At 60.7% G+C, this 24,217-nt stretch carries 20 protein-coding genes; 6 read left to right on the forward strand and 14 right to left on the reverse strand.

The window, feature by feature from the left end; genetic code table 11:
- From emhB to CD175_RS23170, 3 genes are all read left to right on the forward strand, one after another.
- On the forward strand, positions 1-3,162 hold the full coding sequence (emhB, locus tag CD175_RS23160) for an efflux RND transporter permease subunit EmhB (protein WP_104450598.1): 3,162 nt from the start codon (positions 1-3) through the stop codon (positions 3,160-3,162).
- Positions 3,162-4,622: an efflux RND transporter outer membrane subunit EmhC gene (gene emhC / locus CD175_RS23165; protein ID WP_104450599.1), complete on the forward strand. Its 1,461-nt coding sequence runs from the start codon at positions 3,162-3,164 to the stop codon at positions 4,620-4,622. The genes emhB and emhC overlap by 1 nt, the downstream gene beginning before the upstream one ends.
- A gap of 347 nt (positions 4,623-4,969) precedes the next feature.
- The gene (locus CD175_RS23170) at positions 4,970-6,229 is read left to right on the forward strand and encodes an OprD family porin (protein WP_104450600.1); all 1,260 of its coding nucleotides are present in this window, start codon (positions 4,970-4,972) and stop codon (positions 6,227-6,229) included.
- Between the two features lie 110 nt (positions 6,230-6,339).
- On the opposite strand, the gene pcaC is transcribed toward CD175_RS23170, so the two are convergent.
- The 11 genes from pcaC to pcaR form a co-directional block, all read right to left on the reverse strand.
- The gene (gene pcaC / locus CD175_RS23175; protein WP_104450601.1) at positions 6,340-6,732 is read right to left on the reverse strand and encodes a 4-carboxymuconolactone decarboxylase; all 393 of its coding nucleotides are present in this window, start codon (positions 6,730-6,732) and stop codon (positions 6,340-6,342) included.
- A gap of 10 nt (positions 6,733-6,742) precedes the next feature.
- The gene (gene pcaD / locus CD175_RS23180) at positions 6,743-7,534 is read right to left on the reverse strand and encodes a 3-oxoadipate enol-lactonase (protein WP_104450602.1); all 792 of its coding nucleotides are present in this window, start codon (positions 7,532-7,534) and stop codon (positions 6,743-6,745) included.
- Positions 7,535-7,546: 12 nt separating this feature from the next.
- Positions 7,547-8,911: a 3-carboxy-cis,cis-muconate cycloisomerase gene (locus CD175_RS23185; RefSeq protein ID WP_104450603.1), complete on the reverse strand. Its 1,365-nt coding sequence runs from the start codon at positions 8,909-8,911 to the stop codon at positions 7,547-7,549.
- Between the two features lie 45 nt (positions 8,912-8,956).
- The gene (locus CD175_RS23190) at positions 8,957-10,261 is read right to left on the reverse strand and encodes an MFS family transporter (RefSeq protein ID WP_104450604.1); all 1,305 of its coding nucleotides are present in this window, start codon (positions 10,259-10,261) and stop codon (positions 8,957-8,959) included.
- Between the two features lie 203 nt (positions 10,262-10,464).
- Entirely contained in the window at positions 10,465-11,031 is a 567-nt protein-coding gene (gene pcaG, locus CD175_RS23195) for a protocatechuate 3,4-dioxygenase subunit alpha (protein WP_104450605.1), read from the reverse strand.
- 1 nt (position 11,032) lies between these two features.
- Positions 11,033-11,737, reverse strand: coding sequence for a protocatechuate 3,4-dioxygenase subunit beta (gene pcaH / locus CD175_RS23200; RefSeq protein ID WP_007976686.1), 705 nt, complete (start codon positions 11,735-11,737; stop codon positions 11,033-11,035).
- Positions 11,738-11,774: 37 nt separating this feature from the next.
- A complete protein-coding gene (pcaF, locus tag CD175_RS23205; protein ID WP_205886350.1) occupies positions 11,775-12,980 on the reverse strand; it encodes a 3-oxoadipyl-CoA thiolase in 1,206 nt (401 codons plus the stop codon).
- Positions 12,977-13,756, reverse strand: coding sequence for a CoA-transferase subunit beta (locus CD175_RS23210; RefSeq protein ID WP_104450607.1), 780 nt, complete (start codon positions 13,754-13,756; stop codon positions 12,977-12,979). The genes pcaF and CD175_RS23210 overlap by 4 nt, the downstream gene beginning before the upstream one ends.
- Complete coding sequence (locus CD175_RS23215) at positions 13,756-14,613, reverse strand: CoA transferase subunit A (RefSeq protein ID WP_020798340.1); 858 nt, start codon at positions 14,611-14,613, stop codon at positions 13,756-13,758. Before CD175_RS23215 ends, CD175_RS23210 begins: the two co-directional genes overlap by 1 nt.
- A 273-nt stretch (positions 14,614-14,886) precedes the next feature.
- Positions 14,887-16,233, reverse strand: coding sequence for a 4-hydroxybenzoate transporter PcaK (pcaK, locus tag CD175_RS23220; RefSeq protein WP_104450608.1), 1,347 nt, complete (start codon positions 16,231-16,233; stop codon positions 14,887-14,889).
- A gap of 124 nt (positions 16,234-16,357) precedes the next feature.
- Positions 16,358-17,200: a pca regulon transcriptional regulator PcaR gene (gene pcaR, locus CD175_RS23225; RefSeq protein WP_007986334.1), complete on the reverse strand. Its 843-nt coding sequence runs from the start codon at positions 17,198-17,200 to the stop codon at positions 16,358-16,360.
- Between the two features lie 654 nt (positions 17,201-17,854).
- On the opposite strand from pcaR, the gene CD175_RS23230 reads away from it, so the two are divergent.
- Entirely contained in the window at positions 17,855-18,055 is a 201-nt protein-coding gene (locus CD175_RS23230) for a hypothetical protein (protein WP_007976673.1), read from the forward strand.
- A gap of 377 nt (positions 18,056-18,432) precedes the next feature.
- Positions 18,433-19,908 (forward strand): inorganic phosphate transporter, encoded by a 1,476-nt coding sequence (locus CD175_RS23235; protein ID WP_104450609.1) that lies wholly within the window; start codon positions 18,433-18,435, stop codon positions 19,906-19,908.
- Between the two features lie 241 nt (positions 19,909-20,149).
- Here CD175_RS23235 and ccoM read toward each other — a convergent pair whose 3' ends face one another.
- The 3 genes from ccoM to CD175_RS23240 all read right to left on the reverse strand — a co-directional run bounded on the left by ccoM (position 20,150) and on the right by CD175_RS23240 (position 21,009).
- On the reverse strand, positions 20,150-20,260 hold the full coding sequence (gene ccoM / locus CD175_RS31930; RefSeq protein WP_034146738.1) for a cytochrome c oxidase subunit CcoM: 111 nt from the start codon (positions 20,258-20,260) through the stop codon (positions 20,150-20,152).
- A 145-nt stretch (positions 20,261-20,405) separates the two neighbouring features.
- A complete protein-coding gene (locus tag CD175_RS31380; RefSeq protein WP_086776977.1) occupies positions 20,406-20,567 on the reverse strand; it encodes a hypothetical protein in 162 nt (53 codons plus the stop codon).
- Between the two features lie 100 nt (positions 20,568-20,667).
- Positions 20,668-21,009: an aspartate-semialdehyde dehydrogenase gene (locus CD175_RS23240; protein WP_104450610.1), complete on the reverse strand. Its 342-nt coding sequence runs from the start codon at positions 21,007-21,009 to the stop codon at positions 20,668-20,670.
- A gap of 218 nt (positions 21,010-21,227) precedes the next feature.
- On the opposite strand from CD175_RS23240, the gene rapA reads away from it, so the two are divergent.
- Entirely contained in the window at positions 21,228-24,074 is a 2,847-nt protein-coding gene (gene rapA, locus CD175_RS23245; protein ID WP_104450611.1) for an RNA polymerase-associated protein RapA, read from the forward strand.
- Positions 24,075-24,217 lie beyond the last annotated feature (143 nt).

Genomic DNA, 24,217 nt, shown 5'->3' on the forward strand with positions numbered 1-24,217 from the left:
ATGTCGAGATTTTTTATCGACCGTCCGATTTTCGCCTGGGTGATTGCCCTGGTGATCATGTTGGTCGGGGCACTATCGATCCTGCGGTTGCCGATCAACCAGTACCCGAGCATTGCGCCTCCGGCGATCGCCATTTCCGTGACCTACCCGGGTGCTTCGGCACAAACGGTACAGGACACCGTGGTTCAGGTGATCGAGCAACAGCTCAACGGTATCGACAACCTGCGTTATGTCTCGTCGGAAAGTAACTCCGACGGCACCATGACCATTACCGCGACCTTCGAGCAAGGCACCAACTCCGACACCGCGCAGGTTCAGGTGCAGAACAAGCTGAACCTGGCCACCCCGCTGCTGCCGCAGGAAGTGCAACAGCAAGGTATCCGCGTCACCAAGGCGGTGAAGAACTTCCTGCTGGTGATCGGCGTGGTGTCGCGTGACGGCAGCATGACCAAGGACGACTTGTCCAACTACATCGTGTCGAACATGCAAGACCCGATCTCACGGACCGCCGGTGTCGGTGACTTCCAGGTGTTCGGTTCGCAGTACGCCATGCGTATCTGGCTCGACCCGGCCAAGTTGAACAAGTACAACCTGACCCCGATCGACGTCAAGACCGCCATCGCGGCGCAAAACGTCCAGGTGTCGTCCGGTCAGCTCGGCGGCTTGCCTGCGCTGCCCGGCACCCAGTTGAACGCGACGATCATCGGCAAGACCCGCCTGCAGACCGCGGAGCAATTCGACAAGATCCTGCTAAAGGTCAACAAGGACGGCTCCCAGGTTCGCCTCAAAGATGTTGCCGAAGTCGGCCTGGGTGGCGAGAACTACAGCATCAACGCCCAGTTCAACGGCGCCCCGGCTTCCGGCCTGGCGGTGAAACTGGCCACCGGTGCCAACGCGCTCGATACCGCCAAGGCCCTGCGCACGACTATCGACAGCCTCAAGCCGTTCTTCCCGCAAGGGATGGAAGTGGTGTTCCCGTACGACACCACGCCGGTGGTGACCGAGTCGATCAAAGGCGTGGTTCACACCCTGGTCGAAGCGATCGCGCTGGTGTTCCTGGTGATGTTCCTGTTCCTGCAAAACTTCCGCGCCACCGTGATCACCACGATGACCGTTCCGGTGGTATTGCTCGGTACATTCGGGATCCTCGCGGCCGCCGGTTTCAGCATCAACACCCTGACCATGTTCGGTATGGTACTGGCCATTGGCTTGCTGGTGGACGACGCCATCGTCGTGGTGGAAAACGTCGAACGGGTGATGAGCGAAGAAGGCCTGTCACCGAAAGAAGCCACCAAGAAGTCCATGGGCCAGATCCAGGGCGCACTGGTCGGTATCGCCTTGGTGTTGTCGGCGGTTCTGCTGCCAATGGCGTTCTTCAGCGGTTCCACCGGTGTGATCTACAAGCAGTTCTCGATCACCATCGTCTCGGCCATGGCCCTGTCGGTACTGGTCGCGCTGATCTTCACCCCGGCGCTCTGCGCCACCATGCTCAAGCCGATTCCGAAAGGCGAGCACGGCGTACCCAAGCGTGGTTTCTTTGGCTGGTTCAACCGCAATTTCGACCGCGGCGTTCGCGGCTACGAGCGTGGTGTGGGCAATATCCTGCAGCGCAAGATCCCGTATCTGCTGGCGTATCTGCTGATCGTGGTGGGCATGATCTGGCTGTTCACCCGCATTCCGACGGCGTTCCTGCCGGAAGAAGACCAGGGTGTACTGTTCGCCCAGGTGCAAACCCCGGCCGGCTCCACAGCCCAGCGTACCCAGGTGGTCGTGGATGAAATGCGTGAATTCCTGCTGCGCCCGGGCAAGGATGGCGGCGAAGGCGATGCGGTGAACTCGGTGTTTACCGTGACCGGTTTCAACTTCGCCGGCCGTGGCCAGAGTTCGGGTATGGCGTTCATCATGCTACGTCCGTGGGACGAACGTAACGCCGACAACAACGTGTTCAAGGTGGCGGCCCGTGCCCAGCAGCACTTCTTCACCTTCCGCGATGCCATGGTGTTCGCCTTTGCACCACCGGCGGTACTGGAGTTGGGTAACGCCACCGGTTTCGACGTGTTCCTGCAGGACCGCGCTGGTATCGGTCACGAAAAACTGATGGAAGCGCGCAACCAGTTCCTTGGCATGGCTGCACAAAGCAAGATCCTGTCTCAGGTGCGTCCGAACGGCCTGAACGACGAACCGCAATACCAACTGGAAATCGATGACGAGAAGGCCAGTGCCCTGGGCATTACCATCGTCGACATCAACAACACCCTGTCGATTGCCCTGGGCAGTAGCTACGTCAACGACTTCATCGACCGTGGTCGGGTGAAGAAGGTTTACGTGCAAGGCCAGCCAGGCTCTCGAATGGGCCCCGAAGACTTGCAGAAGTGGTACGTGCGTAACGCCCAGGGAACCATGGTGCCGTTCTCGGCATTCGCCAAGGGCGAGTGGATCTACGGTTCGCCGAAACTGGCCCGTTACAACGGCGTGGAAGCGATGGAAATCCTCGGCGCCCCGGCACCGGGTTACTCCACCGGTGAAGCCATGCTCGAAGTCGAAGCCATTGCCAAGAAACTGCCGGCCGGTGTCGGTATTTCCTGGACCGGCCTGTCGTACGAAGAACGTCTGTCCGGTTCGCAAGCGCCGGCGCTGTACGCCCTGTCGCTGCTGATGGTGTTCCTGTGCCTGGCGGCGTTGTATGAAAGCTGGTCGATTCCGATCGCGGTGATGTTGGTGGTACCGCTGGGGATCATCGGTGCACTGATGGCCACCAGCCTGCGCGGTTTGTCCAACGACGTGTACTTCCAGGTAGGCCTGTTGACGACTATCGGCCTGGCGGCGAAAAACGCCATTCTGATTGTCGAATTTGCAAAGGAACTGCACGAACAGGGGCGTAGCCTGCGCGATGCGGCAATCGAAGCCTGCCGCATGCGTCTGCGACCGATCATCATGACCTCCCTCGCCTTCGTTCTGGGTGTGGTACCACTGGCGATATCCACGGGCGCAGGTTCGGGTAGCCAGCATGCAATCGGTACCGGCGTGATCGGCGGTATGATCACGGCCACTGTGCTGGCGATCTTCTGGGTCCCGCTGTTCTTCGTCACCGTGTCGTCCATTGGCCAGCGTAAGATTGCCAACCAGGATGACGCTACTGAAACTCCTAAAGAGGCTGGCTAATGAGCAAGTCGCTACTCTCCCTGGCAGTCGCCGCCTTCGTGCTCGGTGGCTGCTCGCTGATACCTGATTATCAGCAGCCCGAAGCACCGGTGGCGGGGCAATACCCGCAGGGGCCGGCGTATTCGCCGTCCCAGGCACCGGCGCAAGCGGCGGCCGAACAAGGCTGGAAGCAGTTTTTCCACGACCCGGCGCTGCAACAGCTGATCAAGGTCGCCCTGGAAAACAACCGTGACCTGCGTGTCGCGGCCCTGAACATCGACGCCTTTGCGGCTCAGTACCGCATCTCCCGCGCCGACCTGTTCCCGGCCGTTTCGGCCAACGGCACCGGCAGCCGTCAGCGCCTTCCGGCTAACGCGTCGCAGACCGGCGAAGCCGGCATCACCAGTTCCTACTCGGCAACGGTTGGCGTCAACGCCTACGAACTCGACCTGTTCGGTCGGGTTCGCAGCCTGAACGAGGAAGCGTTGCAGAAGTACTTCGCCACCGAAGAAGGCCGGCGCAGCACGCAGCTCAGCCTGGTGGCCAGCGTCGCCAACGCCTACCTGACCTGGCAGGCCGACAAGGAACTGCTGAAAGTCACCCAGGACACCCTCGCCGCGTTCGAGGAGAGCTACAAGCTCACCGCGCGCAGCAACGAAGTGGGAGTCGCCTCGGCCCTGGACCTGGCGCAGTCGCGGACCTCGGTGGAAAACGCCCGTGCGCAACTGGCCCGTTACACCCGCCAGGTCGCCCAGGATGAAAACAGCCTGGTACTGCTGTTGGGTACCGGCGTCCCGGCCAACCTGCCAACGGCCAAACCGTTGAACGACGATCTGTTGGCCGAAGTACCGGCCGGCCTGCCGTCGGACTTGCTGCAACGTCGTCCGGACATCCTCCAGGCCGAGTACAACCTCAAGGCGGCCAACGCCAACATCGGCGCGGCACGGGCTGCGTTCTTCCCGAGCATCAGCCTGACCGCCAACGCCGGGACCCTGAGCCCGGACCTGTCCGGCCTGTTCAAGGGCGGTTCGGGCACCTGGCTGTTCCAGCCGCAGATCAACCTGCCGATCTTCAACGCCGGCGCCCTGAGCGCCAGCCTGGATTACTCGAAGATCCAGAAAGACATTGGTGTGGCGAACTACGAGAAGTCCATTCAAACGGCCTTCCAGGAAGTCGCCGACGGCCTGGCCGCACGCGGGACCTACACCGATCAGGTACAGGCACAGCGTAATCTGGTCAGCGCCAACCAGGACTACTACCGCCTGGCCGAGCGTCGTTATCGCATCGGTGTCGACAGCAACCTGACGTTCCTCGATGCCCAGCGTCAGCTGTTCAACTCTGAACAGAATCTGATCACCGATCGCCTGGCGCAGCTGATCAGTCAGGTCAACCTGTACAAGGCACTGGGTGGTGGCTGGAACGAACAGACGGCAAAGAACGAGCCGTTGAAGGAAGAAGCGCCGAAGATGAAGTATTTCTGATAGCGCTGTGAAAACACGAAGCCCACCGATTGGTGGGCTTTTTGTTGGCTGCGGGAAAAGGTGTACTGGCCGTACGGGCCCCATCGCGGGCAAGAACAGCACAAAAATCACAGTCAATCTAATGTTCGATAATCGCCCAAAACCCTCTTTTTACGATTGAACCATCCAGTACATTCCACGCACCATCCGAACCACAAAACCAATAACAACAGGTTCGACACCATGCCCCCGCGCCCTGCCCTCCCCGGCTGATCCGCTTCATTTGTGCTGATTTCGACTGTTCGTCTGCAGCCTCCGGGTTGCGGCATCACCCTGTTTCATCCCCAAGAATTAGAGAGACCCGAGCCATGACGCCTTCTCCCGCGCCGTACTTCGTTCCCAGCCTGATCGCCATAGCCCTGGCCTGCGCGGCCCTGCCCGCCAGCGCCGAGGAATCGGGTTTTGTCGAGGGCGCCAAGGTCAACCTGAACCTGCGCAACTTCTACATCAATCGCAACTTCACCAACCCGACCAAGGCTCAGGGCAAGGCTGAGGAGTGGACGCAAAGTTTCATCCTCGATGCCAAATCCGGGTTCACCCAGGGCACTGTCGGCTTCGGCATGGATGTGCTGGGTTTGTACTCGGTAAAACTCGATGGCGGCAAAGGCACCGGTGGTACGCAGCTGCTGCCGCTGGACCATGACGGCCGCCCTGCAGACAACTTCGGCCGCACAAACGTGGCGTTCAAGGCGAAGCTGTCGCAGACCGAAGTCAAGGTTGGAGAATGGATGCCGGTACTGCCGATCCTGCGCTCCGACGACGGTCGTTCGCTGCCGCAAACCTTCCGCGGCGGCCAGATCACGTCGAAGGAAATCGATGGTTTGACGCTCTACGGCGGCCAGTTCCGTCAGAACAGCCCGCGCGACGACAGCAGCATGAGCGACATGTCGATGACCGGCAAAGCCGCGTTCACCTCCGACCGTTTCAACTTCGAGGGCGGCGAGTACGTGTTCAATGACAAGCGCACCCAGATTGGTCTGTGGAACGCCGAGCTCAAGGACATCTACAGCCAGCAGTTCGTCAACCTGATCCACAGCCAACCGCTTGGCGACTGGACCCTGGGCGCCAACCTGGGTTTCTTCTACGGCAAGGATGAAGGCAGCGCCCGGGCCGGTGAGCTGGACAACAAAACCCTGTACGGTTTGTTCTCGGCCAAATACGGCGGCCACACCTTCTACGTCGGCCTGCAGAAACTCACCGGCGACAGCGCCTGGATGCGGGTCAATGGCACCAGCGGCGGCACCCTGGCCAACGATAGCTACAACTCCAGCTACGACAATGCCCGGGAGAAATCCTGGCAGGTGCGCCACGACTACAACTTCGTCGCCCTTGGCGTACCGGGCCTGACCCTGATGAACCGCTACATCAGCGGCGACAATGTGCACACCGGCAGCATCACCGACGGCAAGGAATGGGGGCGTGAATCGGAACTGGGCTACACCGTGCAGAGTGGCGTGCTGAAAGACTTGAATCTGAAATGGCGCAACTCGACCATGCGCCGGGATTACAGCAATAACGAGTTCGATGAGAACCGATTGATCATCAGCTATCCGATCAGTTTGCTGTAAACCACACCATCGTCATCGCGAGCAGGCTCGCTCCCACAAAGGACCGCGTTTAACTGTGGGAGCGAGCCTGCTCGCGATGGCGTCAGTTCAATCAATGCAAATCATCGGGCTTACTCCCGCGACTCGACCCCCAACTCATCCCACACCGACTCGGCCAGGTGGAAGGTCGCATTGGCCGCCGGAATGCCGCAGTAGATGGCGCTCTGCATGATCACTTCCTTGATCTCGCCACGGCTCACGCCGTTGTTGGCGGCGGCGCGCAGGTGCAGTTTGAGTTCACCCTCGCGGTTCATGCCGATCAGCATGGCGATGGTGATCAGGCTGCGGGTATGGCGCGGCAGACCAGGGCGGGTCCAGATGTCGCCCCAGGCGTGGCGGGTGATCATCTCCTGAAACTCCGAGTTGAACTCGGTCAGCGTCGTCAGGCTGCGGTCGACATGCGCGTCTCCAAGGACCGCGCGACGGACCTTCAGGCCCTCGTCATAACGTTGTTTTTCGTCCACGAAAATCCCCTCAATCAGCCAACAGAAACGCCAGCACGCGCTCGCTGAACGCATCGCCTGCCTGGACGTTGGACAAATGCGCGGCGTAGAACTCGGCGTACTCGGCCCCGCGCACATGCTCCTGAATGAAATGCCCACCGGATGGCGGCGTCACCGCATCTTCAGTCCCGGCAATCACCAGCAACGGCGTCTTGATCGAGGACAACCGATCGCGGAAATCGGCATCACGCACCGCCGCGCAATTGGCCGCATAGCCTTCGGGCGAAGTGGCCGCGAGCATGTCGGTAATCTGCTTGGCCGCCGCCGGGTTGGCGGCGGAGAAGTCCGGAGTGAACCAGCGGGCAATCGAGGCATCGCGCAAGGCAACCATGGCCGCCTGACCATCACGCTGGACCATTTCGATACGCGGGTTCCACACTGACGGATCGCCGATTTTCGCCGCGGTGTTGCACACGATCAGCTTGTTCAGGCGCTCGCCGGCATTGATCCCCAGCCACTGGCCAATCAGCCCGCCCATGGACAAACCACAGAAATGCGCGCGCTCGATGTGCAAGGCATCCAGCAAGGCGAGCACGTCGCGGCCCAGTTGCTCAATGCTGTAAGGTCCCGGGGTCACCAATGACTGGCCATGACCGCGAGTGTCAAAACGCAACACGCGAAAATGCTCGGAGAACGCCGGGATTTGCGCGTCCCACATGTGCAGGTCGGTGCCCAAAGAGTTGGACAGCACCAGCACCGGCGCATCGACCGGTCCATCCAGTTGATAATGCAGTTCGCCCTCGGCGAGTTGTACAAAAGCCACAGCAATTCTCCTTCAGGCAGTCAATGCAGAGTGTTCGGCCACCGCCCGCTCGACCCAGGTTTGGGCCTGGCCGAGGTAATGGGCAGGGTCCAGCAGATGATCGAGTTCAGCCGCCGACAGTTCGGCGGTCACTTGCGGTTCGTCGCCGAGCACCGCACGCAGGTGACGCTGTTCGGCCACCGCGCGTTTGCAGCAGCGTTCAAGCAGATGGTGTGCGGTATCGCGGCCGACCCGTTGGGCGAGGACGATGCTCACCGCTTCGGCGAGCACCAGGCCCTGGGTCAGATCGAGGTTGTGCGCCATCCGCCCGGCATCCACCTCCAGTCCCTGGGCGATCAGCAACGCGTGCTGCAGGCTGCCCGACGCCAGGCAGCAAATCTCCGGCAGGGTTTCCCACTCGGCATGCCACAGGCCGAGACTGCGCTCGTGTTCCTGGGGCATGGCGCTGAACAGTGTCGAGAGCAAACCGGGTACACGCGTCGCCGCGCTGATCAACACCGCAGCGCCCACCGGATTGCGCTTGTGCGGCATGGTCGAGGAACCGCCCTTGCCCGGCGCCGAAGGTTCGAACACTTCGGCGGCTTCGGTTTGCATCAGCAGGCTGACGTCGCGACCGAGCTTGCCGAGACTGCCGGCGATCAACCCGAGCACCGCGCCGAACTCCACCACACGATCGCGCTGGGTGTGCCACGGTTGCTCGGGCAAGGTCAGTTGCAGCTCTTCGGCCAGCGCCTGGGCAATCGGCATGGCCTGCTCGCCAAGTGCCGCAAGGGTGCCGGATGCACCACCGAATTGCAGCACCAGCAAACGCGGTTTGAGTTCAGCCAGACGCTGCCGACTGCGCGTCACCGCCCCCAGCCAACCGGCGATTTTCATGCCGAGAGTGACCGGCGTCGCATGCTGCAACCAGGTGCGTCCGGCCAATGGCGTAGCCACATATCGTTCGGCCTGCTTCGCAAGGGTTTGCCCAAGTTGCGCCAGATCGCTTTCGATCAGCTCCAGCGCACGACGCAATTGCAGCACCAGGCCGCTGTCCATCACATCCTGGCTGGTCGCGCCCAGATGCACGTAACGCTCGGCCTCGGCATTCTGCGCAGCGATCTGTTTGCCCAACGCCTTGACCAGCGGAATGGCTGAATTACCCGCCGTGGCAATCGCCTCGCCCAACGCCGCAAAGTCGTAAAGCCCGGCGCTGCAAGCCGCTTGAATTGGCGCGACAGCACTCGTCGGAATCAACCCGACCCGCGCTTCGGCCCGGGCCAATGCCGCTTCGAAATCGAGCATGGCCTGGACCCGCCCCTGATCGCAGAACACTTCACGCATATCGCGGGCAGTGAAATAGGCATCGAACAATTGATTGCCCGGTCGCTGGTTCATAAACAGTTCCTGAAGGCGCGGGCCTTTGCGACCCGCGCGAGAAGATCAAAGATCGTGATGCAGATACGCGGCCTGTTTCGGCAGACGCAGGCTGAACAGGAAGGCTATCGCCATCATCACCGTCACGTACCAGTAGAAGGAGTTTTCCATGCCCACGGCCTTGAGGCTCAAGGCCACATACTCCGCCGAACCGCCGAAGATCGCATTCGCCACCGCATACGCCAGGCCGACACCCAATGCACGCACTTCCGGCGGAAACATCTCGGCTTTCACCAGGCCGCTGATGGAGGTGTAGAAACTGACGATTGCCAGCGCCAGGGTAATCAGCACAAAGGCCAGGAACGGACTGCTGACACTTTTCAGGCTCAACAGGATCGGCACCGTGCACAGCGTGCCGAGGGCGCCGAACCAGAGCATCGAGTTACGCCGCCCGATCTTGTCGGCGAGCATGCCGAAAACCGGTTGCATGCACATGTAGAGGAACAGCGCGCCGGTCATGATGTAGCTGGCGGTCTTGGCCGGCATGCCGGCGGTGTTCACCAGGTACTTCTGCATGTAGGTGGTGAAGGTGTAGAAAATCAGCGAGCCACCGGCGGTGTAGCCGAGTACGGTGATGAACGCAGCCTTATGGTCGCGAAACAACGCGCTGATGCTGCCCGCGTCCTTGTTTTCGCGCATTTCCTTGCTGGAGGTTTCTTTCAACGAACGACGCAGATACAGCGAAACCAACGCCGCCATGGCACCGACCACAAAGGGAATCCGCCAACCGTAGGCACGCAACTCCTCTTCACTGAGGAACTGTTGCAGGATCACTACCACCAATACCGCCAGCAGTTGCCCGCCAATCAACGTCACGTACTGGAACGATGCGAAGAAACCGCGCTGCCCCTTGAGGGCGACTTCACTCATGTAGGTGGCGGTGGTGCCGTACTCGCCACCTACCGACAGGCCCTGGAGCAAACGCGCAAACAGCAACAGGATTGGCGCCCAGATCCCGATGCTGCTGTAAGTCGGCAGGCAAGCGATAAGCAACGAGCCGAAACACATCATCAGAATCGAGATCAACATCGAATTCTTGCGCCCGTGCTTGTCTGCCAACCGACCGAAAATCCAGCCACCGATCGGTCGCATCAGGAACCCGGCGGCAAACACGCCCGCGGTATTGACCAACTGCACCGTGGGGTTGTCGGAGGGGAAAAAGGCCGGCGCGAAATAGAGCGCACTGAAGGCGTAGACGTAAAAGTCGAACCATTCGACCAGGTTGCCGGACGAGGCACCGACGATGGCGAAGATCCGCTTGCTGCGCTCCTCACCGGTGTATAGCGGTTGTGTAGCGGTGGTCGTTGTCATTGTTTTTCACTCAATGGGGACAGTGAGAGTCTAGACATACTTTGCAACAGTCCCGTTCCACAGATGCATCAGCGACGTAGATCCCGTGTAGGAGCTGGCTTGCCAGCGAAAGACGCAAAAGCGACCCGGTTAACCAGTCAATCCGCGTAATCGTTAACGACCATCGCTGGCAAGCCAGCTCCTACAGGGATTTCGGTGTTCATTCAATAATCGAAGAACACCGTCTCCGCATCAGTGCCTTGCAGAATCACATTCCACTGATAAACACCCGACGCGTCCTTCCTGGCCAGCAAGGTACCGCGACGCTCGGCCGGCACGCATTCCAGCAACGGATCGTTCACGTTGGCCACCTCCCCCTCAAAATAGATCCGTGTCAGCAGGTGCTTCACCAGACCACGGGCAAACACCAGTACTACCAGGTGTGGTGCCTGAGTCGTGCCTTTGAGACCCTCGACCGTTCCCGGCTTGATGGTGGTGAAACGAAAACGCCCTTCGGCATCCACCGGCACCCGGCCAAAGCCTTCGAAATTCGGGTCCAGGGGTTTTTCCTGGTCGTCCTCCGGATGGTCATACTTGCCCGCGGCATTGGCCTGCCAGACTTCCAGCATCGCGTCGTTGACGATGTCGCCATTGCCATCGAGCACTTGCCCGGTGATCGCCACGCGCTCGCCCAGGGTTTGTTCGACAGTCAGGTCTTCGCGGTTCAGCCAGGTCAGGCCGATGTGGTAGTACGGCCCGACGGTGTGGGACGTGGTCGCAGTCAGCGTCATCTTATTTCTCCATCGGCGTGGCGTCGCGGCCGCGCAAAACGATGTCCCAGCGATAACCGAGGGCATAGGACGGGATGGTTTTTTCCAGATCGAACGAGGCGATCAAGCGCTCTTTGGCGCGGGTATCGGGCACGCAGTTGTAGATCGGGTCGTACGCCAGCAGCGGGTCGCCCGGGAAATACATTTGCGTCACCAGACGCGTCAGGATGCTCGGCCCGAACAGCGAGAAATGGATGTGCGCCGGGCGCCAGGCGTTGTGGTGGTTGCCCCACGGATACGCACCGGGCTTGATGGTCTGGAACTGGTACCAGCCATCGGCGTCAGTCACGGTACGGCCGGTGCCGGTGAAGTTCGGGTCCAGCGGCGCGTCGTGCAGGTCACGGGCATGGGCGTAGCGACCGGCGGCGTTGGCCTGCCAGATCTCCACCAGAATCCCCGGAACCGGGAGACCGTTTTCGTCCAGCACGCGACCGTGAATGATAATGCGCTCGCCCTGTGGCTGACCTTCGTGCTGAGCGGTGAGGTCATTATCCTTCTCGTTGACGCGCTCGGCGCCGACGGTTGGCCCGGTGATTTCCGACAACGAATGGGGCAGAAACACCAACGGTTTGGACGGCGAGCGCAGGTTGGTGGATTGATAGGTCGGGTGCAGGTACTCCGGCTGAGTACCCTCCTGCGGGCGACGGTAACCAGGCTTGTCAGTCATTACTCTTTCCTCAGTTCTTATTAGCCGACAGGGTGTGTCAGACCCGTTCGATTGCCAAAGCCAGACCCTGGCCGACACCGACGCACATAGTCGCCAGACCTTTCTTGCCACCGGTCTTTTCCAGCTGATGCAACGCCGTCAGCACCAGACGCGCACCGCTCATGCCCAGCGGATGGCCCAGGGCAATCGCACCACCGTTCGGGTTGACCTGGGCCGCGTCGTCGGCGATCCCCAGTTCACGCAGCACCGCCAAGCCCTGGCTGGCGAAGGCTTCGTTGAGTTCGATCACATCGAAATCGCTGACTGCCACGCCGAGGCGCTCGGTCAGTTTGCGCACCGCCGGCACCGGGCCGATGCCCATCACCCGCGGTGCAACACCGGCGCTGGCCATGCCCAGCACTTTGGCGCGGGCGGTCAGGCCGTGTTTCTTCACGGCTTCGGCCGAGGCCAGGATCAATGCGGCTGCACCGTCGTTTACACCCGACGCATTACCGGCGGTGACGGTCTTGTCCGGGCCGTTGACCGGTTTAAGTTTGGCCAGGGCTTCGAGGGTGGTGTCGGCGCGAGGATGTTCGTCCTGGCTGACCACGGTTTCGCCTTTCTTGTGGGCAATGCGCACTTCGACGATTTCTTCGGCGAAGAACCCGGCGGCTTGCGCGACGGCAGTGCGCTGCTGGCTGCGCAGGGCAAAGGCGTCCTGATCTTCGCGGGAAACTTTGTAGTCGTCAGCGACGTTGTCAGCGGTCTGCGGCATTGCATCCACGCCGTACTGGGCTTTCATCAGCGGATTGATGAAGCGCCAGCCGATGGTGGTGTCTTCGAGCTTCATGTTGCGCGAAAACACCGCGTCGGCCTTGCCCATCACGAACGGCGCACGGGACATCGACTCGACGCCGCCGGCAATCGCCAGCTCCATCTCGCCGCTGGCGATGGCGCGGAACGCGGTGCCGATGGCATCCATGCCCGAAGCGCAGAGGCGGTTGAGGGTCACGCCGGGAATGGTTTCCGGCAGCCCCGCCAACAGCAGCGCCATGCGCGCGACGTTGCGGTTGTCTTCGCCGGCCTGGTTGGCGCAGCCGAGGAACACCTCGTCCACGGCGTTCCAGTCCACCGACGGGTTGCGCTCCATCAAAGCCTTGATCGGCACGGCGGCCAGGTCGTCGGCACGCACCGTCGACAGACCGCCGCCGAAACGGCCGATGGGGGTACGAATCGCGTCGCAGATATAAACGTCACGCATCACGCTTCTCCGGGGGCTTGGCCGTGTGCCGCTGCGGTACGGGCTTCGAGATCGCGCAACGCGGTCAGTTCGACTTCAGTCGGCTCGGCGGTTTGCTCGACATGGTCGGCAAAGCGAATTGCCCAACCGGTGGCAGCAACCACTTGCTCGCGGGTCACGCCCGGGTGCAAGGCAGTGACGACGAACTCATGGGTGCCGGTTTCCGGCTCCATGATGCACAGGTCAGTAATGATGCCGACCGGACCGGCGCCAGGCAGGCCGAGGCGCTTGCGCGAATCGCCGCCCTCGCCGTGGCCGACCGAGGTAATGAAGTCGAGTTTGTCGACAAAGGAGCGCGCCGACTGCTTGAGGATAATCAACACGCTCTTGGCGGAACCGGCAATCTCCGGCGCGCCACCGGCGCCCGGCAGACGCACTTTCGGCGCGTGGTAATCGCCGACCACGGTGGTGTTGATGTTGCCGAAGCGGTCAACCTGCGCCGCCCCGAGGAAGCCGACGTCGATACGTCCGCCCTGCAGCCAGTAGCGGAAAATCTCGCCGGTCGGGACCACGGTGTCGGCGGTTTCCGCCAATTCACCGTCACCGATCGACAGTGGCAATACACTCGGTTTGGCACCGATCGGACCCGATTCGTAGATCAATACCACATCAGGCGATGACGTCAGGCGCGCCAGGTTGGCCGCTTTCGACGGCAGGCCGATGCCCACGAAGCACACAGAACCGTTCTTCAGGCGGCGAGCGGCGGCGACGGTCATCATTTCATTGGTGGTGTAAGTCATTACTTCGCCTCCGAAGCGGCGGCCAGCTTGGCCTGGAACTCGCTGAAGTCAGCGCTGCCGTGGATGTATTCGTTGATCCACGCGGTAAAGGTTTCACGGTCGCGGGCAATCGGGTCCCAGGCTTGATAGAAGCGGTTGTCGCGTTCGTTGTAACCGTGGGCGTAGGACGGATGCGCGCCGCCAGGGACGTGGCAGACCGCGCTCAAGGCCCAGGTCGGCAGCACGCAAGAGTTCATCGGTGCATTGAGGTCGTCGACGATTTCCTCGACGGTGACGATGCAGCGCTTGGCGGCCAGTGCGGCTTCTTTCTGCACGCCGAGAATGCCCCAGAGCAGTACGTTGCCTTTGCGGTCGGCTTTCTGCGCATGGATCACGGTGATGTCCGGGCGCACCGAAGGCACGGCGGCGAGCACTTCGCCGGTGAACGGGCAAGTAACGGACTTGATCAGCGGATTGACCTTCGGCAGGTCGGAACCGGCGTAGGCTCGCAGCACCGCGAACGGCAGGCCGGAAGCGCCGGCGACGTAGGCATTGGCCAGGTCGGCGTGGCTGTGCTCTTCGATTTCCAGCGGGTGCGGCCACTGTTTCTCGACGGCGTCACGCAGGCGATGCAGGGAGCCGACACCCGGGTTGCCGCCCCAGGAGAAAATCAGCTTGCGGGCACATCCGGCACCGATCAACTGGTCGTAGATCAGGTCAGGGGTCATACGCACCAGGGTCAGGTCTTTCTTGCCCTGGCGAATGATTTCGTGACCCGCAGCCGTCGGGATCAGATGGGTAAAGCCCTCGAGCGCGACCGTATCGCCGTCGTTCACGAATTGCTTCACCGCGTCGTGCAGCGAAAGAATTTCAGCCATTGGGGCAGGCTCCCGTTTGTTGTTAACCGACAGTGGAAGAAGGCGCCGATGCGCAGCGCCGGGAATGACTGAAGGTTAAGCCTGCGCAAAACGTCAAACAATCCGATAATCGACTAACCGTTCGATAATCGAACATATTGTTGCCTGACTATCTTTATCGGCTGCCCCCAAAAGATCGCAGCCTGCGGCAGCTCCTACAGATTTACACATTCCCCTGTAGGAGCTGCCGCAGGCTGCGATCTTTTCTGGCTACACCACTATTTCAACCCCGAATCAGGTCGCATCCGCATGACTGACCATGCCCTTGATCACAACGGCCGTGGTCGCCAGCGCCGCCGGAATCACGAGTGCCGTCAGCACTTGCTCGAAGTTCCAGCCCAGCCCCAGCAGCGTTGCGCCCATCCACGCCCCAAGGATGGCGCCGAAGCGGCCGATCCCGAGCATCCACGACACGCCGGTGGCCCGCCCCTGAGTCGGGTAAAACCGTGCCGCCAGTGACGGCATCGCCGATTGCGCACCGTTGACACACATCCCCGCCACCAGCACCAGCGTCGCCAGTATTGTGATGTTGCCCAGACTCTGCCCCACCGCGTAGGCAAACACCCCGGCCAGCAGGTAGAAAATGCCGATGACCTTGTGCGGATTGAACCGGTCCATCGCCCAACCCACACCCACCGCACTCAACACGCCACCGAACTGGAACAGAGCGCCGATGAAGGCGGCCTGTTCCATGCTCGCGCCACTGTCGCGCATCAGCGTCGGCAGCCAGCTGGTCAGCAGGTAGACGATCACCAGGCCCATGAAGTAGGTCAGCCACAACAGCAAGGTGCCGACGCTGTAGGTACCGGAGAAGATCACCGCAAACACATTGCGCGCCTTCACGGTTTTCTGTTCCGGCACGCTGAAGCTGGACGCCTGGGCCACCACCGTCGGGTCAATCGGCGCCAGTGCCTTGCGCACCTTGTCCGTACCGCGGTTACGCACCACCAGGTAACGCGCCGACTCCGGCAGCCAGAACAGCAAAACGACGGCGAGGATCAGCGGCAGGACTCCGCCGATCAGTAGCAGGCTGTGCCAGCCAAAGGCCGGAATGAGCTTGGCCGAGATAAAGCCGCCGCCGGCCATGCCGAGGTTGAAACCGCAGAACATGCTGGTCACCAGCAGGGACTTCTTGCGCTCCGGGGTGTACTCCGACAGCAGGGTCGTGGCGTTCGGCATGCCGGCGCCCAGGCCCAACCCGGTTAAAAAGCGCAACACCAGCAATTGCTCGACGTTGGTGCTGTAGGCCGAAGCCAGGCTGAAGGCACCGAACAACAACACCGCCCCGACCAGTACGACTTTTCGCCCAAAGCGGTCAGCCAATGGCCCTGAGCCCAGTGCACCAAAGACCATGCCGATCAGGGCCGCGCTCATCACCGGCCCGAGGCTGGCGCGATCGATTCCCCAATCCTGCGACAGAGCCGGCGCAATGAACCCCATGGCCGCGGTATCGAGGCCGTCGAGAAAGACAATCAGGAAACACAGGATGACTACCCGCCACTGGTAGCGCGAAATGGGTTGAGCATTGATGAAGGACTGCACGTCAAGGCAGTTTCCTACAGCAGACTGGGGCTGGTTCATTATTTTTATTCCATGGATCACAGTCGAAAAGGGGCCAGCCTGGGCTGACGCAGACGCGACAGTAATGATCCACAGGAAACAGCGTCAATTCACCAAACGCAACTCTGTGCGTTTATCGAACAGCTTAGGTGAACAGTTGGGTGCTGAGGTCGCGGCTGGCACTCAGCAGGCCGGGCAGGAAGCGTTGTTCGAGCTCGTTACGACTGACTCGCCCGGCGTGGGTGCTGACATTGAGGGCCGCGACCACCTGGCCGGAGGCGTCGTACACCGGCACGGCAATCGAGCGCAGCCCCTGCTCAAGTTCCTGGTCGACGATGCACCAGCCTTGCTGTCGCACCTCTTGCAGGCATTCGAGCAATGCCTCGGGGGTGTGAATCGTGCGACTCGTCTTGGCCTGCAGTTCGGCGTGGTCCAGGTATTCGCCCAGCGACGTGTCATCCAGCGCGGCCAGCAGGATCCGACCCATCGACGTGCAATAGGCCGGCAGGCGCCCGCCCACCGACAGGTCCACCGAAATCAGGCGCTGGGTGGTCGCGGAGCGGGCGATGTACAGAATGTCATCACCTTCCAGCGTGGCCATGTTGCAGGCCTCGTGCAGCTGTTCGCTCATGCGGTCCAGATAAGGCTGGGCGGAAACCGCCAGCGGCGTTGATGACACATAGGCATGACCGAGGGTCAGCACTTTGGGCAGCAACGAATAGGTGCGGCCGTCGGTGGTGGCGTAGCCGAGTTTGATCAGGGTGTGCAGGCAGCGGCGAACGGCGGCGCGGGGAATTTCCGTGCGGTGGCTGATCTGGGCGATGGTCAGGTGCCGTTTGCGCTCCTGGAACGCCTGCACCACGGCCAGGCCACGGGCCAGGGACGTCATGAAATCCGGGTCGCCGGTCAATGCCTGGATACGCTTGGCCGGCGAGGCAACGATGGGGGGAGCCACTGAAGCGAAGGAATTGCGCATTTGATCGTTCATATAAGGTCCTTTTACCCACTCGGATCAGCGACTATTACAAAGGGCTACCGCCTGACGCTCAAGCCCGGCCCGTCAACTTCGGGCGATTATCGAACGCTCGACCGATAATCGCAATCCGCCGCGTCAATCAGCCGGTCCGCTGATGCCGGTTTTTCGCTGAATCACGAACTCGTTTAGAGCCAATCGATCCAGGACTTAATGAGGCATTCTAAATACCGTAACTTGTTCGACTTAATGGCGTCAGAAAGGCATCGTCGCAAAGTTCTGCACAACAAAACGGCCCCTACAAGACCCGCTTTTAACTCTTTGGAGATAGTGTTCTTCAAATAGGCCGCTATAATACAATTCAGTAGCACTCCGGTTTTTTTACTTGCCGGACCTGCTACCCGGCAATGCGATGTTCCATCTCCGTTGCCCATTGCAAGCGCCAGATCTGCATTGCACTGCCTTGCCAGTGCGCTTGCTGAAACAGGAAACTGAAGCTACGTCAGCTGTTTATCTCTGGTGCCGTGGCCGCCTGTGACATGGAAGTATTGATCCCGGTTGTTGCCAAAACGATGCCTTGACGGGCATTGCCCCTTCGACGGACGTGATCAATCGATTTGATGCAGCGCGTTTTCACCAGAATTTACCCCAACTCAATCAGGTAGCACTGTGACGAAAGACGAACTGCGCGCGGAACTAGAGCGCCAGGAACAACGCTACAAGGAAGTTTACGGCGGAGAAGTCACCACTTACGCCGCTCAACCCGAACCGGAACGCAAACCCTGGCGTAAACGCGCCACCGTTCAGGATCAGGTTTTCCAGCAAGAACTTGAAAAAATGGAAAAGGAACTCAAAGCCGAAGAGCCATGACTGCTTCGGCCTGACCCTTACAAGGACCTGCCTCTGCACCTGTTAAAAGCGGGATGCATGGAGGTCGCCTTGCGCGCCCGCTACGAGCGGGCTGCGGCCGCTGCCCTCCCCCGGATGAAGGCAAGTTTTGATATCTGACGTATTTCTCAGATATTTCGTACAGGCATTCGCCCCCATCCTTCAGCGGTGCGAATCCCTTGCTGCGGCGATCTTTTCAAGAAAAATCAATAAGTTAAAAAACACAGCAAAACCCTTGGGCTTTGGGTGCCGCGGCAAAAAAATTCGTTGAAGAATGTTACCGATGAGCAGCTAGTGCATTGATTAGCAGTCTTTTCTGGCATAATCGCGCCCCCTTATGACCGGGTCAGAAAACCTTCATGATCGATTTATTCAGCGGACTGGATGCTTGGGTGCTTGTGAGCCTCTTGCTCGCCCTGGCCTTTGTCCTCGCCTTCGAGTTCATCAACGGCTTTCATGACACCGCTAACGCGGTGGCCACCGTTATCTACACCAAAGCCATGCCGCCTCACCTGGCGGTGTTTTTCTCCGGGGTGTTCAACTTCCTCGGCGTGCTACTGGGCGGGGTCGGCGTGGCGTATGCCATCGTCCACTTGCTGCCGGTAGAACTGCTGATCAATGTGAACACCGGTCACGGACTGGCCATGGTGTTCTCGTTGCTCGCCGCAGCCATTACCTGGAACCTGGGCACCTGGTACTTCGGTATTCCCGCTTCCAGTTCCCACACGCTGATCGGTTCGATCCTCGGTGTCGGACTGGCCAACGCCCTGATCAACGATATTCCGCTGGCTGACGGCGTGAACTGGCAGAAAGCGATCGATATCGGCGCTTCCCTGGTGTTCTCGCCAATGGCCGGTTTCCTGATCGCAGCGCTGATCCTGATCGGCCTTAAATGGTGGCGTCCGCTGTCGAAGATGCACAAGACGCCGGAACAGCGCCGCAAGATCGACGACAAGAAACACCCGCCGTTCTGGAATCGCCTGGTATTGGTGATCTCGGCCATGGCCGTGAGTTTCGTGCACGGTTCCAACGATGGCCAGAAGGGTATCGGCCTGATCATGCTGGTCCTGATCGGTATCGTGCCGGCGCAGTTCGTCCTCGACCTGAACAGCACGACCTATCAGATCGAGCGCACCCGCGACGCCACGCTGCACCTGAGCCAGTTCTACCAGCGCAACTCGGAAACCCTGGGCGATTTCCTGGCCCTGGGCAAGAGCGTGGAAGGCGATCTGCCGGAGAAATTCCGTTGTAACCCGCAACAGACCGAACCGACCATCACCGCCCTGCTCGGTACCCTCAAGGGTGTAGCCGACTACCACTCGCTGCCGTCGGAAAGCCGCATCGAAGTACGTCGTTACCTGCTCTGCCTGGACGACACGGCGAAGAAAGTCAGCAAGTTGCCAACCCTCGGCGCCCGTGAAAAGGCTGACCTGGACAAGCTGCGCAAAGACCTGACCACTACCACTGAATACGCCCCGTTCTGGGTGATTCTGGCAGTGGCGCTGGCCCTGGGCCTGGGCACCATGGTTGGCTGGAAACGCGTGGTACTGACCATTGGCGAGAAGATCGGCAAGCAAGGCATGACTTACTCTCAAGGTATGTCGGCGCAGATCACCACCGCCAGCCTGATCGGCATGGCGAACATCTTCAGCCTGCCGGTTTCCACCACCCACGTGCTGTCCTCGGGCGTGGCGGGCACCATGGTCGCCAATAAAAGCGGCCTGCAAGGCGGCACCGTCAGAACCATCCTGCTGGCCTGGGTATTGACCCTGCCAGCCACCGTGGCCCTGTCGGCCGGGTTGTTCTGGCTCGCTTCGAAGGCGCTTGGCAGCTGACAGGCAGCCAAACGAAAAAGGCGCGCTCCGCAAGGAACGCGCCTTTTTTATTACCGCCCCCCCCTGTAGGAGCTGCCGCAGGCTGCGATCTCTTGATCTTGCTTCTACAAAATAAAAGCAAAAGATCGCAGCCTGCGGCAGCTCCTACAGGGAATGTCGTACAAATTTGCAGGCAAAAAAAAGGGCAACCGAAGTTGCCCAAAATGCCTTGCGTGCTCATTACATCCAGAAAGAACTACGGTTATTTCCGCTTGTGCGAATCCTTCCAGATAAAAAATCCGAATCCTGCAAAAAACACAAACATGAGGCTGACAGTCAGCACTCCGGCGATCACCACGTTGTCGAAAAACATGACGCGTCTCCTGCACTTGCCCTGTTGCGATAGGGTTAAGTTAACCAAACGGGCAGGAGAGAATATTGACCGGGATCAATGTCGCCCGAGACTGGGCAAGAGGAAGGGGAAAGTTTGACCCGCATCAATGAATGCGGGGGGAGGGTCAGCGTTTTTTCGGTTTGTTTTTCGGCTTTTTCTTCACCTTGCCCAACGGCATGGCTTGTTCGAACGCCTGGCGAACTTCATTGAGCCGTTTGTCATTGAGGTCATGAACACGCTTGGCGCGTTCAGCGTTGAGGTCAATCAGTTTGTCGTCTTGGCTCATGGCAGTCAGTGCATCGCTTGAAATGAGTTTCAGCCGCCGCAGCGTTCGGCAACCCTGCGCCAATAATGCGGCCTGACGGCCGCGCTGACCAGCCGTGTGCTCAAATCTCGATGTCGACCCACAGCCCCTGTCGCGGCTGATCCTCCATCAGCGGCGCCACCGGCACGGTGTTGTCGGCATTGAGTTCATCCCCGGGAATCGCCAGGTGCGCCTCGGGATCATTATCAGCCTCGTGGCGACGCCGTTCCTGCTCCTGCCTGCGCCGCTGTTCCTCGCGCAGCAACAGCCCGTCCTCATCAGGATTGCGCTTTTGCAGGTCGATGGTGCTTTCACTGGAGCTTTCCTGCACCGGCACCACCGGTGGAATATCCGGGCGCTGGCGGATCGGATCAGTCTGTGAAGTGATCGGCACGGCACTCAAGGGGAGCATCGGTGGCAGCATGGTTTTCAGTCTCCTGTCAGCAAGGTTTCGGCTGCGGGGATGGCGACTTGAGCCATCTGTCGCAAACTGTGACTCAATTGGCACTCATAGGTGCAGTCAACGGCGATCCCTGCGCAGGTGGGCTAACGTAAGACTGTGAGTTTTTCTGAGAGTCCTTTGGCCCTGAAGCCCTCATTCCGTTAAGATAGCCCGCTTTTTCAAGGTGGGAGTCAGGCAGCATGGCGCAGCAGTATCAACCGGGGCAACGCTGGATCAGTGACAGCGAAGCCGAGCTGGGTTTAGGCACCGTTCTGGCACAGGACGGCCGCTTGTTGACCGTGCTCTACCCGGCCACTGGCGACACCCGCCAGTACGCGCTACGGAATGCGCCTCTGACCCGCGTGCGGTTTTCGCCGGGAGACTCCATCACTCACTTCGAGGGCTGGAAGCTGACCGTCCGCGAAGTCGATGACATTGATGGCCTGCTGGTTTACCACGGCCTCAACGGTCAGAACGAAGTGGTTACCCTGCCGGAAACCCAACTGTCGAACTTCATCCAGTTCCGCCTGGCCAGCGACCGTCTGTTCGCCGGCCAGATCGACCCGCTGGCCTGGTTCTCCCTGCGTTATCACACCCTGGAACACACCAGCCGTCAGTTGCAGTCCTCCCTTTGGGGCCTGGGCGGCGTGCGTGCGCAACCGATCGCGCACCAGTTGCACATTGCCCGCGAAGTCGCCGACCGTATCGCACCGCGGGTTCTGCTGGCTGACGAAGTGGGCCTGGGCAAAACCATCGAAGCCGGCCTGGTGATCCATCGTCAGTTGCTCTCGGGCCGCGCCAGCCGTGTGCTGATCCTGGTTCCGGAGAACCTGCAGCACCAGTGGCTGGTCGAGATGCGTCGCCGTTTCAACCTGCAGGTCGCGCTGTTCGACGAAGAGCGCTTCATCGAAAGCGATGCCAGCAACCCGTTCGAAGACACCCAACTCGCGCTGGTCGCGCTTGAGTGGCTGGTGGACGACGAGAAAGCCCAGGACGCGCTGTTCGCGGCAGGCTGGGACTTGCTGGTGGTCGACGAGGCGCACCACCTGGTGTGGCACGAAGATCAGGTCAGCCCTGAATACTCGCTGGTCGAGCAACTCGCCGAAACCATTCCTGGCGTACTGCTATTGACCGCCACCCCGGAACAACTGGGCCAGGACAGCCACTTCGCGCGTCTGCGCCTGCTCGACCCGAACCGTTTCCATGACCTGCAAGCCTTCCGCGCCGAGAGCGAAAACTATCGCCCGGTGGCCGAAGCCGTTCAGGAGTTGCTGGATCAGGGACGCCTGTCGCCGCAAGCCCACAAGACCATCCACGGTTTCCTCGGCAACGAAGGCGAAGCCCTGCTGGCCGCCGTCAACGATGGCGACACCGAAGCCAGCGCCCGCCTCGTGCGCGAACTGCTCGACCGTCACGGCACCGGCCGCGTGCTGTTCCGCAACACCCGCGCCGCCGTGCAAGGCTTCCCGGAACGCAAGCTGCATCCGTACCCGCTGCCGTGCCCGGACGAATACCTCGAACTGCCGCTGGGCGATCACGCCGAGCTGTACCCGGAAGTCAGCTTCCAGGCCCAGCCGGACGCCAGCGAAGAAGAGCGCTGGTGGAAGTTTGACCCGCGCGTCGAGTGGCTGATCGACCAGTTGAAGATGCTCAAGCGCACCAAAGTGCTGGTGATCTGCGCCCACGCCGAAACCGCCATGGACCTGGAAGACGCCCTGCGCGTGCGTTCCGGCATCCCGGCCACGGTGTTCCACGAAGGCATGAACATCCTTGAGCGTGACCGCGCCGCCGCCTACTTCGCCGACGAAGAGTTTGGCGCGCAAGTGCTGATCTGCTCGGAAATCGGCAGTGAGGGCCGCAACTTCCAGTTCTCCCATCACCTGGTGCTGTTCGACCTGCCGTCCCACCCGGACCTGCTGGAACAACGTATCGGTCGACTGGACCGGATCGGCCAGAAGCACATCATCGAACTGCACGTGCCGTACCTGGAAACCAGCCCGCAAGAGCGCCTGTTCCAGTGGTACCACGAAGCGCTGAACGCATTCCTCAACACCTGCCCGACCGGCAACGCCTTGCAGCACCAGTTCGGCCCGCGCCTGCTGCCGCTGCTCGAAGAAGCCGACGATGGCGAGTGGCAAGCGCTGATCGACGAAGCCCGCACCGAGCGTGAGCGCCTGGAAGCCGAGCTGCACACCGGCCGTGACCGTTTGCTGGAGCTGAACTCCGGTGGCGCGGGCGAAGGCGATGCCCTGGTGGAAGATATCCTTGAGCAGGACGACCAGTTCGCGCTGCCGATCTACATGGAAACCCTGTTTGACGCCTTTGGCATCGACAGCGAAGACCATTCGGAAAACGCCCTGATCCTCAAGCCGAGCGAAAAAATGCTCGACGCCAGCTTCCCGCTGGGTGACGACGAGGGCGTGACCATTACTTACGACCGCAACCAGGCGCTGTCTCGCGAAGACATGCAATTCATTACCTGGGAGCACCCGATGGTGCAGGGCGGCATGGATCTGGTGCTGTCCGGTTCCATGGGCAACACCGCCGTGGCGCTGATCAAGAACAAGGCGCTGAAGCCGGGCACCGTGTTGCTGGAACTGCTGTACGTCAGCGAAGTGGTTGCCCCGCGCTCGCTGCAACTGGGCCGCTACCTGCCGCCGGCCGCCCTGCGCTGCCTGCTCGATACCAACGGCAACGACCTGTCGGCCCGCGTGTCGTTCGAAACCTTGAACGACCAGCTCGAAAGCGTGCCGCGTGCCAGCGCCAACAAGTTCATCCAGGCCCAGCGCGACCAGTTGACGCCACGGATCAACGCCGGTGAAGCGAAGATCCTGCCGCGCCACACTGAACGTGTTGCCGAGGCGCAACGTCGCCTGGCCGCCGATACCGACGAAGAACTGGCGCGCCTGACCGCCTTGCAAGCGGTCAACCCGACCGTGCGCGACAGCGAACTGGTGGCCCTGCGCAAACAACGCGAGCAAGGCCTGGCCATGCTCGACAAGGCTGCGTTGCGACTGGAAGCGATTCGGGTGTTGGTGGCGGGTTAACAGCCCTCCTCCACCTCTATAAAAAGAAGGCCCGCAGTGATGCGGGCCTTTTTTGTTTATCTGGTTTTTGTTGTGAAGCTCATGGCCCCTTCGCGAGCAGGCTCGCTCCCACATTGGATCTTCAGTGCGCATGGGATCCCTGT

The organism is Pseudomonas laurylsulfatiphila (genome assembly GCF_002934665.1).
GTDB lineage: Bacteria > Pseudomonadota > Gammaproteobacteria > Pseudomonadales > Pseudomonadaceae > Aquipseudomonas > Aquipseudomonas laurylsulfatiphila.